General features: G+C 59.6%; 10 protein-coding genes. All 10 read left to right on the top strand.

Translation table 11 applies throughout. The features are described 5' to 3' along the window. The coding region (gene cydB, locus GA0061101_RS33290) for a cytochrome d ubiquinol oxidase subunit II (protein WP_092576695.1) at positions 1–938 on the top strand (938 nt) is incomplete at its 5' end. A gap of 18 nt (positions 939–956) precedes the next feature. Further along, the gene (cydX, locus tag GA0061101_RS33285; protein ID WP_037197367.1) at positions 957–1,079 is read left to right on the top strand and encodes a cytochrome bd-I oxidase subunit CydX; all 123 of its coding nucleotides are present in this window, start codon (positions 957–959) and stop codon (positions 1,077–1,079) included. A gap of 326 nt (positions 1,080–1,405) precedes the next feature. Beyond that, a complete protein-coding gene (locus GA0061101_RS33280) occupies positions 1,406–2,809 on the top strand; it encodes an aminotransferase-like domain-containing protein (protein WP_037197549.1) in 1,404 nt (467 codons plus the stop codon). 213 nt (positions 2,810–3,022) lie between these two features. Then, complete coding sequence (locus GA0061101_RS33275) at positions 3,023–3,427, top strand: DUF983 domain-containing protein (protein WP_037197368.1); 405 nt, start codon at positions 3,023–3,025, stop codon at positions 3,425–3,427. Positions 3,428–3,849: 422 nt separating this feature from the next. Next, positions 3,850–5,190, top strand: a complete 1,341-nt coding sequence (locus tag GA0061101_RS33270) for an MFS transporter (RefSeq protein ID WP_037197551.1) — start codon at positions 3,850–3,852, stop codon at positions 5,188–5,190. 105 nt (positions 5,191–5,295) lie between these two features. Next, the gene (locus GA0061101_RS33265; protein ID WP_047640652.1) at positions 5,296–7,185 is read left to right on the top strand and encodes a bifunctional sugar phosphate isomerase/epimerase/4-hydroxyphenylpyruvate dioxygenase family protein; all 1,890 of its coding nucleotides are present in this window, start codon (positions 5,296–5,298) and stop codon (positions 7,183–7,185) included. A gap of 83 nt (positions 7,186–7,268) precedes the next feature. Then, a complete protein-coding gene (locus GA0061101_RS33260) occupies positions 7,269–7,940 on the top strand; it encodes a TetR/AcrR family transcriptional regulator (protein ID WP_092576693.1) in 672 nt (223 codons plus the stop codon). 139 nt (positions 7,941–8,079) lie between these two features. After that, the gene (locus GA0061101_RS33255) at positions 8,080–8,949 is read left to right on the top strand and encodes a shikimate dehydrogenase (RefSeq protein WP_037197371.1); all 870 of its coding nucleotides are present in this window, start codon (positions 8,080–8,082) and stop codon (positions 8,947–8,949) included. A gap of 180 nt (positions 8,950–9,129) precedes the next feature. Next, positions 9,130–9,840, top strand: coding sequence for a FadR/GntR family transcriptional regulator (locus tag GA0061101_RS33250; protein WP_037197553.1), 711 nt, complete (start codon positions 9,130–9,132; stop codon positions 9,838–9,840). A 70-nt stretch (positions 9,841–9,910) separates the two neighbouring features. Next, entirely contained in the window at positions 9,911–11,461 is a 1,551-nt protein-coding gene (locus tag GA0061101_RS33245; RefSeq protein ID WP_245297623.1) for an ABC transporter substrate-binding protein, read from the top strand. Positions 11,462–11,468 lie beyond the last annotated feature (7 nt).

The raw sequence follows: 11,468 nt of genomic DNA, 5'->3' as shown, positions 1-11,468 counted from the left end.
GCGGCGCCATCTTCGCCGCCTGGCCGCCGCTCTATGCGGTGTCCTTCTCCGGCTTCTATCTTGCCATGTTCGCCATCCTGTTTGCGTTGATCCTGCGGCCGGTCGCCTTTAAATACCGGTCGAAGCGCGAAAGCGCCCGTTGGAAGGCCGGTTGGGACTGGGCGCTGTTCATCGGCGGCTTCGTTCCCTCGCTGATCTTCGGCGTGGCGGTCGGCAATGTGCTGCAGGGCGTGCCCTTCCGCTTCGATGACGACATGCGCATCTACTATGAAGGGTCGTTCTTCGCGCTTCTGAACCCTTATGCGCTGCTCTGCGGCCTTCTCTCTGTCTCCATGCTCACCATGCACGGTGCAGCCTGGCTTCAGGTCAAGACGGACGGTGTCGTTGCGGAGCGTGCTCGTCGCTATGGCAGTCTGGCGGCTGTGGCCGTGATCGTTCTCTTTGCGCTGGGCGGCCTGTTTCTCTGGGCGGGGATCGACGGCTATCGCATTTCCAGCGCCATCGATGCGGCCGGCCCTTCCAATCCGCTGCTCAAGACCGTCGAGCACAGTCCAGGGGCGTGGCTTGTCAACTACGGTACGCATCCGTGGATGATGATCGCGCCGGTTCTCGGTTTCGTCGGCGCGGCCGCCGCCCTGCTTGCCATGCTGGCCCGGCGTGAAGTGACCGTGCTGTTGTTCAGCAAGCTTGCCATCCTCGGCATCATCTCGACGGTGGGTCTGTCGATGTTTCCCTTCCTCCTGCCGTCGTCGCTCGATCCGCGCTCCAGCCTGACGGTCTGGGATGCTTCGTCCAGTCACCTGACCCTGTTCATCATGCTCGTCGTCACGGGCATCTTCCTGCCGATCATCCTTTTCTACACTGCCTGGGTCTATCGGGTGCTGTGGGGCAAGGTCGACGAGAAGACGGTGAACGACAAGGGCGGTCACGCCTACTAACCTTCAAGGAGAATCCGCATGTGGTACTTCGCCTGGCTTCTCGGCTTTCCTCTGGCCGCCGCTTTCGCTGTCCTCAATGCCATGTGGTATGAACTCGTCGACGATCAGGCGAAAGAGAAAGCCTCCCAAAAGGGGCAATGACTATCAAGGCAACGCCAAATCGTTGTCCGGCCAAGCAGGAATGGCATCCCGGCTCGCGCCGGGCTGCCCCGGGACTGCCGCCGTCTGAGCGGCGTTTTCGCAAACCTACTGTGCGGAAATACCATCAATCTAGTTTTTGGTGCATTCAATTGTATGGTTCTCTCGCTGAACGGAGCGTGGCGTCGACATGCCAGCTGCGGCATTTGGTCATTCGTCGCCCACAAAGTGGACGCGATGTTTTCGCGTGACGTGAGCCGCATGCAACAATATACGATCAATGTCGGTTGGATTTCTTTCCCCGTCCGATCATCATCGCGGAGCATGAAATGAAGAACTGGCATCCCGATCTCAGCCGCTCCTCAAATCCCCGATATATCGCCATTGCCGACCTGATCGAAATGGATCTGCGTAGCGGCGTTCTGGTGGTGGGCGACAGGCTGCCGCCACAGCGCGAGCTTGCGAAGCGCCTCAATATCGATTTCACGACGGTGGCGCGAGGCTATGTCGAGGCGCAGAAGCGCGGGTTGGTGGATTCCCATGTGGGTCGCGGCACATTCGTGACCGGTGGCGCCGACAAGGAGCGCCGTGGCTTCGTGTCAGATGCGGCGCCCGATCCGCGCCGCACCTCGATGGTCGACTTCTCGATGAACCTGCCGCCGGAGCCGAACGATCCGGACCTCGTTGCCCGCATGCGCGAAGGCATGTCCGCGGTGGCGACCAATCTCATTTCACTGCTGCGTTATCAGGGTTTCGGCGGCTCGAGCATGGACAAGGAAGCGGCTGCCGCCTGGCTCAGCCGCCGCGGGCTTGTGCCGTCGCAGGAGCGCATCTTCGTAACGCCAGGAGCGCATCCGGCCCTGCTCGCCATATTCGGTCTGCTTGCCAAGCCCGGAGAGGCGGTGCTGTCAGAAAGGATTACGTATCCGGGCATGCGTTCGATTGCCGCCCAGCTCCGGCTTAATCTCGCGGGCCTTCCGATGGATGAAGAGGGTATCCTGCCGGACGCCTTCGCCGAGGCCTGCGAACGGCTGCAGCCGAAGGCGCTCTATCTCAATCCGACGCTGCAAAATCCGTTGACGTTGACCATTCCGGAGAAACGCCGCGAGGCGATTGCGGCGATTGCTCGCGAATACCACGTGCCGGTCATCGAGGATGACGCCTACGGCTTCATTCCGCTGCATGGTCCCCCGCCGATCGCGGCCATCGCGCCGGATCTGGCCTGGCACATCGGCGGATTGGCAAAATGCATCGGTGCGGGGCTTCGCCTCGCCTATGTCGTTGCGCCGGATACGAAAGCCATATGGCCCTTCGTCAGCGCCATGCGAACCAACAATGTCATGGCCTCACCGCTGAATGTGGCGCTCGCAACCCGCTGGATAGAGGACGGCACCGCCGATGGCATTCTGCGCTTCATTCGCGCGGAATCGGCTGCGCGCCAGGCGATGGTGGCCAATATTCTGCCGGCCGGCAGCTACAATGCCGATCCGATAAGCTTCAATATCTGGCTGCCGCTGACCAACGGCTGGACGCGCTCCACGTTCGGCAGCCACATGCGCAACTCCGGCATCGGCGTCGTGGCGAGCGATGTCTTTACGGTCGACGGAACAGCGCCCGAGGCCGTGCGGGTCTGCCTCGGCGGCCCGATTTCACGCGAAAGATTGCAAGGCGCGCTGGATTTCATGGCGCATGCCCTGGAAGGCCCGCCGGAGATGGCAGCCTCATTTTTCTGAGTTCGCTCAGCTTCCCGAACGCTGCGATGGACAGGCGGCTCGCGACTGCGGGCGGCACACGCAATCCTCTGCGCCCGCTTCCGCTCTATTTACGCTGCGTCATTCTGACGAATGGACAAACAATTCTCTTTCATTGTAATTACATTGTATGCATGCAATAATCAAAATTGAATGCATCATAATGCTGACTTACCGTTTGAAAGCGAGATTGCCATGGATACCGAATATCCCCCGCTGAAGCCGCTGCAGACCGGACTGAGATGCCGTTGCCCGCGTTGCGGTCAGGGACGTCTGTTCGACGGGTTCCTGACTCTGCGCAAGGAGTGCGAGGCGTGCGGGCTCGACTACTCCTTTGCCGACCCGGCCGATGGGCCAGCCTTCTTCGTCATCTGCTTCGCCTGCATTCCGAGCGTACTTCTTGGTGTTTGGCTGGAGGTCGCCTATTCCGCACCGATCTGGGTTCAGTTTCTGGTGACCGGCCCCTTTATGCTGGCGACCTGCATTCCACCGCTACGGCCCTTGAAGGGTTGGTTGATCGCGAGCCAATATTTCTACAAGGCGGAGGAAGGCAAGCTCGTTCGTCTGCCTGCTACGGATGCACCTCAGAGTGTGAAATAAGTTTCGGGCCGCTCCAATCGAGAGCCGGGATACATCATCGTCAGCCAACCGGAGAGACCGCCCGTAAGTGTCTCTGCGACCATAGTGCGTTGCGTTTACCGCGCGCCTATGTATCGCCCCAAAAGCGATTAACATCATATGCATAGACGGCTATTCCGATGCCGGAACCTACCCGATTAAAAGGGCGGAGCCTGCATGGATCAATCTGGAAAAATAGGCCGGCAAGCAGCTTCAAACAGCGGTACTTTACAAAACGAACTAGTTCGTACATTATTTGTCGTGAGGAGTGACGAACGCTGCCATGGGTGGCGTCCATGGCTGCCAAGACAATCTTGGATGTCACGCGGGAGGGTGCCGGCCGAAGCTTGCGCTCAGGGATGCGGCATGTCTTCGAAACGGAAATGTTCTGGGGAGGAACGATGATGAAAACACCAGTCGAACATAAAACGCCGAAGCGCGCCGCCTTGGCGAGCTGGCTTGGAAGTGCTGTCGAATATTACGATTTCTTCGTTTATGGGACGGCGGCGGCGCTGATCTTTCCAAAGATATTCTTTTCTGCGGAAGATCCGCAGACGGCGGCAATCGCCTCGTTCGCCACCTTCGGCGTTGCCTATATCATGCGCCCGCTGGGTGCCGTTATCCTGGGTCATGTCGGCGACAAGTTCGGCCGCAAGAAGGTGCTCACCTTCACGCTGTTGCTCATGGGATTTTCGACCTTCATCATCGGCTGCCTGCCGACCTATCATCAAGCCGGCATATTGGCACCGATGCTTCTGGTTCTGGCGCGACTGCTGCAGGGCATCTCCGCCGCCGGCGAGCAGGCCGGAGCCAGCTCGATGACGCTCGAGCACGCGCCGGAGCATCGGCGTGCCTTTTTCACCAGCTTCACGCTGAGCGGCACGCAGGCCGGATTGATCCTTGCAACTCTCGTCTTCATACCGCTGGGGAGGCTTGACGAAGCCGCGCTCTTGTCATGGGGCTGGCGCATTCCCTTCTTCCTGAGCTTCGTCGTCGTCATCGTCGGTTTCTGGGTTCGCCGCACGCTGGCCGAGACTCCCGCCTTCATTGAAGAGACTAAGAAGGGCGAGGTTGCCAAGCTGCCGCTGGTCGCCCTGATGACGAACTATTGGGCCGATGTCCTGCGCATCATCTTTGCCGCATTGATTTCGGTCGTCAGCACGATCTTCAGCGTCTTCACCCTATCCTATGCAGTCAACACCATGCATATCGACCGCTCCACCATGCTGACCGTGCTGGTGCTCGCCAATCTCGTGGCGCTTGGTGCGATCCCGCTGTGGGCGACCTTGGCCGACCGCATCGGCCGAAAGCCCATCTTCATCTTCGGCGCCGTCGGCTGCGCAATTCTGATCTGGCCCTATATCTGGGCGATCAGCCAGAACAACCTCACGCTCGTCTTCGTCCTCGGCATTCTGCTCTCGGGCGTGGTCTACAGCGCCTCCAACGGCATCTGGCCGGCGCTCTATGCGGAAATGTTTGACACCCGCGTGCGTCTGTCCGGCATGGCGGTCGGCACCCAGATCGGTTTTGCGCTCGGCGGCTTCGCCCCTGCGATCAGTGCCGCCTTAATGGGCGCCGGGCCGATGGGCTGGGTGCCGGTCGCAGCATTTACCTCGATCACCGCTCTCATTGCCGCCGTTTCCGCGGCAACGGCGACAGAGACCTATCGGACACCGATCGACCAGCTCGGCAGGGATATAGGCCGATACGCGGCTACGACGCCGCATGCCGACCGCGCCCTCTGACTATGAACGGGTGCCGGTGCGTTGTGCTGGCACCTCATAGCAGCAGCGGGGGCACGCGATCGCGGATGAATTTGTTGGAAATCGCCAAATGGATGGGATGACACAATGAAAACCTCGATCGCGACCGTTTCGATCAGCGGCGATCTCAAAGAGAAGCTGCACGCCATCGCCAAGGCCGGTTTCGACGGTGTCGAAATCTTCGAGAACGACTTCCTTGCCTTCGATGAATCGCCGCGCCAGGTCGGCCAGATGGTTAGGGATTATGGCTTGGAGATCACGCTCTTTCAGCCGTTCCGCGATTTCGAGGGCATGCCCGAGCCGTTGCGCAGCCGCACTTTCGATCGTGCCGAGCGCAAATTCGATCTCATGCAGGAAATGGGCACCGATCTTGTGCTTGTTTGCTCGAACGTCTCTTCGGCGGCGCTTGGCGGCATCGACCGTGCTGCCGCCGACTTTTTCGAGCTTGGGGAGCGGGCGGCAAAACGCGGCCTGCGTGTCGGATACGAGGCGCTTGCCTGGGGGCGGCACATTCACGATCACCGCGATGCCTGGGAAATTGTCCGACGTGCCGATCACCCAAATATCGGCCTCATCCTCGATAGCTTCCACACGCTTTCGCGTAAGATCGACGTCAATTCGATCCGGTCGATCCCGAAGGAAAAGATCTTCATCATCCAGCTTGCAGACGCACCGCTGATCGACATGGATCTTCTTTATTGGAGCCGTCATTTCCGCAACATGCCGGGCGAGGGCGATCTGCCCGTCCTCGATTTCATGAATGCGGTAGCGGCGACGGGCTATGACGGCTATCTCTCGCTCGAGATTTTCAACGACCAGTTCCGCGGCGGCTCGCCGACGGCCATTGCCGTCGACGGCAGGCGCTCGCTTGTCTATCTGGGCGATCAGGTCCGCCGCGCCGTAAGCGGCAGCAACCTGACGCTGGCGCCCATGCCGCCGCGTGCCGAAGTCGAGGGCGTGGCGTTCATCGAATTCACCGTCGATGAAGCCGAGATATCGGCCCTTTCCGATCGCCTGCGCGGGCTGGGCTTCCGGCATGTCGGCCGCCATAAGACCAAGCGCGTCGATGTCTTCAGGCAGGGAGGCATCAATCTGGTCGTCAATGCGGATCAAGGCGGATTTGCCGGCGCTTCCTATGCGCTGCACGGGCAATCGGCCTATGCGATGGGCCTATGGGTCGGCGACGCGCAGGCGGCCCTTGCGCGTGCCGTTGCGCTCGGCGCCGAGCGTTTCGAGCAGTCGCTGGATCCCGGCGAGATCGAAATGCCTGCCATACGCGGGATCGGCGGCGGCATCCTCTATTTCCTCGATCGCCAGAGCCCGCTCGGGCGGATCTGGGAGATCGAGTTCGACCCCGTCGAGGATAGTGCCGATCTGCAGCCGGTAGGTTTGACAGGCATCGACCATGTCGCGCAGAGCATGAAGTATGATGAGCTGCTGACCTGGTTGCTGTTCTATACGGCGATACTCGATGCGCATAAGACGCCGATGGTCGACATCATCGATCCGGCCGGTGTCGTTCGAAGCCAGGTCGTCGAAAATGACCCGGGTACGTTGCGGATCACGTTGAACGGTGCGGAGAACCGCAATACGCTGGCGGGTCATTTCATCGCCGAGACATTCGGCTCGGGCATTCAGCATCTGGCCTTTGCGACCGACGACATCTTCGCGACGGCATCGGCCCTTTCGGCCAACGGCTTCGTGACATTGGCGATCTCGCCGAATTACTACGACGATCTGGAAGCCAGGTTCGGCCTCGACCCGGATTTCACCGAGCGCCTGAAGGCACATAATATTCTCTACGATCGCGACGAGCATGGCGAATATTTCCAGCTCTACAGCCCGACCTATGGCGAAGGCTTCTTCTTCGAGATCGTCCAGCGCAGCGGCTATCGCGGCTATGGCGCGGCGAACGCCATCTTCCGCATCGCAGCGCTGAGGCGGCATCTGCGACCGATTGGTCTGCCGAAGCGTTAGGCTCTCCCCATTCGCGTTGAGGCTGTGTTAAAGCTTTGATCTTCAATGGCGGGCATCGATGAACCCAGGAAGACGAGCAAGGCATGACCAAAGCGCAAGCGGCCAAGATCGAGCGCCTTACGCGAAAGAACGATCCCGACGCGACCAAGGAAAATATTCTGAAGATCGCGACGGAAGAGTTTGTCGCCGCAGGCTTTTCCGGCGCTCGCGTTGACGAGATCGCCGAGCGCACCAAGACCTCCAAGCGGATGATCTATTATTATTTCGGCAGCAAGGAAGGGCTCTATCTCGCCGTTCTCGAGCAGGCGTACACCAAGATCCGCACGCTGGAGAGCGAACTCGATCTGCAGAACATGCCGCCCGTTCAGGCCATGGCCCAACTGATCGAAAGCACCTTCGATCACGACGATCAGAATCCCGATTTCGTGCGCCTCGTCAGTATCGAGAACATTCATCGTGCCGAGCACATGAAACGCTCGGTCGTGCTGTCGCAGATGAATATCGCCGTGATCGACATCATCACCGAAATCCTGGCGCGCGGCTATGCCGACGGCAGCTTTTCGCGCCGGGTGGACCCGGTCGATCTGCATATGATGATCAGTGCACAATGCTTTTTCCGCGTGTCGAACCGCCATACCTTCGGGGCGATCTTCGAACGCGACCTATCTTCCGATGAATTAAAGAATCGGCACAAGGCATTGATAGTCGATACAATCTTGGCTTTCTTAAAGACACCTTCCTCAGAGATTACTTGAGAATCTAAACCGTCGGAAGATATCGACCGACGTTGCCCCGGAATAGGATTTCTGTGGCGTTCATTGACTTTACGTACTAGTTCGTACATTTTGATTGTGGACCGAGATATTCCTTTGACTCGCCGCTCGGGAGGATAGATTGAACACTCAAGCAGCCATCATTCCGCGTCAACTTCATGTCGGCCTGATAGGCGCGGGCATCGGCCGCTCGCTGACGCCGGCCATGCATATGCGCGAAGGCGAGCATTGTGGCCTTTCCTATCAATACGATCTGATCGATCTTGAGGCACGGGGTCTTTCCGTGTCGGATCTGCCGGCCCTGATCGATGAGGCGGAGGCAGCGGGTTTCGCCGGCCTGAATATCACGCATCCCTGCAAACAGGCTGCCGTCGCGCTGGTCGATGAACTGTCGCCGGATGCCCAGGCGCTGCGGTCGATCAATACGATCGTCTTTCGTGGTGGGCGCAGGATCGGGCACAATACGGATTGGTGGGGCTTTGCGGAGAGCTTTCGTCGTGGGCTTGGCGATGTCTCGCTTGATCGTGTCGTGCAGTTGGGAGCGGGCGGCGCCGGGGTTGCCGTCGCGCATGCGGTGGCACAAATGGGCGCGCGCTCGATCGAGATCTTCGATCTGGACCCGTCCCGCGCGCATGCGCTTGCCGATCAGTTGCAGGCGGCTCATGCCACCTGTTCCTTCTCCGTCGGTCACAACCTCGCTGAAGCCTTGAATGGGGCGGATGGTCTCGTGCATGCGACACCGACGGGCATGGGCGCCCACCCTGGCCTGCCGCTCGAGGCCCATCTTGTTTCGGATCGCTTCTGGGTCGCGGAGATCGTCTATTTCCCTATCGAAACGGAACTGGTGAAACTTGCCAGACAGAAGGGATGCCGGGTTCTCGATGGCGGCGGCATGGCGGTGTTCCAGGCGGTCAAGGCTTTCGAACTGTTCACAGGCATTCGCCCCGATGCGGAGCGCATGATGCAGCATTTCGACTCGCTGCGTTCTTAGACCATCGGATAATCCCCTGAAACGAATGGTGCGGAAGATGCCGGGTTAATAGCCCGGCCTTTTTGCTTTGGAGGCGAATTCAGGCAGCCGCCATCCGGCCTCTTCGTGCATGCACTCATCCGCTTGACGGATATCCTACAAGTTCATAGGATCAATGCCGATACCTCGGGGGCCCGTTTCATGGTCGGCAAAGTCATTCAGCCTTTGATGCGCGCGCCGTTGCTGCATGTTTCGGTGCAGGAAAGCCTGCGCAGCTATATCGCCGACAACGGTCTGGAACCGGGCACGCCGTTGCCGGCCGAAGGCGAACTGGCGACGCAGCTCGGCGTCAGCCGCAATTCCCTGCGCGAGGGCATCAAGGCGCTAGAATCCCTGGGTGTGCTCGAGACGCGCCGCGGCATCGGCATCTTCGTCAGGGCGTTTTCCTTTGGGCCGCTGCTGGACAATCTCGCCTATGGGCTCGGCAATGCGCTGCGCCATATGGAGGAGGTGCTGGAAATTCGCCGCACACTCGAAGTCGGCCTCATCGGCAAGACGCTTGAGATGATCGGGCCGGAGGATCTGGCCGAACTGCGCGCCACCGTCGACCGCATGCGCATTCATGCCGAGCGCGGCGAACCCTTCGCCGAGGACGACCAGCTGTTTCATCGGCTGCTGTTTCGCTGCCAGGGCAACGAGACCTTCGTCCGCCTGATCGACGTGTTCTGGCTCGCTTTTTACAAGGCATCCAATTTTTTCGACCTCGACAATGCCGATCCCATGGCCACGTGGAGGGACCATGAGGCGATCGTCGATGCCGTCGAAGCGAAGAATTTGAAGGAGGTGCGCATGCGCCTCGACCGCCACTATGAGGGGATTTCGAAGGTGATAGCCAACAACAAGAAGGGTTAGCGACCCAAAACTAGGGAGGAGGATTATGATGAGGGAGCTTTTTTGTCTGCCGGCAATCGCGCTGGGAGCGATGATGTCGATCACCGGCGTGCCGGTCTTAGGTGGTGTGGCCGCGCCCGCAACTGCCGCGACATTGTCTGGTGGATTCGATGTTGGCCCCGGCGGCTTTCAAGGCAATTTCAATCCGCTGGCTGCGACCGCCGGCTTAACCTGGCTCAGCATCTATTTCGAGCCGCTGATCAGCTATGACGAAAAGCTGGAGAAGATCGTCGGCGTGCTTGCCTCTTCCTATGAGGTAAGCCCGGATCAGCTCACCTATACGTTCAAGCTTGCGGATGCCAAATGGCACGACGGTAAGGCCTTCACGGCCAAGGACGCCAAATTCACCATCGAGCTTGCTGCCAATGCCAAGACGGGTTCGATCTTCGCAGCTCGCCTGAAGGTTTTATCCGCGATCGAGACGCCTGACGATCATGCCTTGGTCGTCAAGCTTTCCGCTCCCTCCGCCAGTCTCCTGGACACGCTGACGAAGATAATGGTGCTGCCGGAGCATGCGCTTGCGGCCGTACCCGCTGATCAGCTTGCGAAAAGCACCTGGTGGTCGACCTCGCCGATTGGGACAGGTCCGTTCAAATTCGTCAAATATGTACAGGATCAATATGTCGAGCTGACCGCAAATCCGGACTATCGCGGCGGCAAGCCCGTCCTCGATCGTTTGATCAATCGCTATTTCGCCAATCCTGCTTCGGCGATCTCGGCGCTGCGCGCCGGCGAAATCCAGTTCACCTACATCGATTCCAACGATGTGCCGACCTTCAAGGACGATAAATCCTTTCGGGTGATCGAGGGAGCTTCCTTCGTCGTCAACTATCTGGGCTTCAACCAGGACTCGCCGCTGTGGAAGGATCTCCGTGTCCGCCAGGCCGTCATGTATGCCCTCAACCGCGATGCGATCATCAAGAGCCTCTATGGCGGCGCGGCAAAGCCGGCCAATTGCGCCTATGTGGCGGGTCAGCTGGTCCCGGAAGGTATCGAGGCCTATCCCTACGATCCTGCCAAAGCCAAGCAGCTGTTGGATGAGGCCGGGTGGGACAAGATCAACGGCGACAAGCCGGTTACGTTGCTGACCTATTACAACACCCCGCTTGCCACAAACGTGCTGGCGGCGGTGCAGGCGATGCTCGCGCAGGTCGGGATCAACGTCGTGCCGCGCGCGGTCGATGCGCCGACCTATAACGGTCTGGTGCTCAAGCCTGACGCTGATGCATCACAGTTCCAGCTTGTCTATGCGGGTTTGCAGAATGGCCCCGACCCGAGCAACATCAATACCGGGCTCAACGAAAAACAGATCCCGCCGGCGGGCGCCAATGTCGTGCGCGCCCGCATGCCGGATCTGACCAAGGCACTCGACGCCGCCATTGCCGAGACGGACGTCGCCAAGCGCCACCAGCGCTATCAGGATGTCTGCAAGGTCATGAACAAGGATCTGCCCTGGGCGACCATGTGGGTGGCGAACCGCTATGGTGTCGTTTCATCGAAGGTAAAGGACTTCATCTGGACGCCCGCGCCCGGCGGTGGTCCGTATGTGGCCCATCCGGAAGCGTGGAAACTCTCCGAATAGGCTTTCG

The organism is Martinezella lusitana (assembly GCF_900094565.1).
In the GTDB taxonomy this organism is placed as follows: Bacteria; Pseudomonadota; Alphaproteobacteria; order Rhizobiales; family Rhizobiaceae; genus Rhizobium; species Rhizobium lusitanum.
Note: the sequence above shows the minus strand (reverse complement) of the source record. Positions and strands in the feature narration are given on the sequence as shown.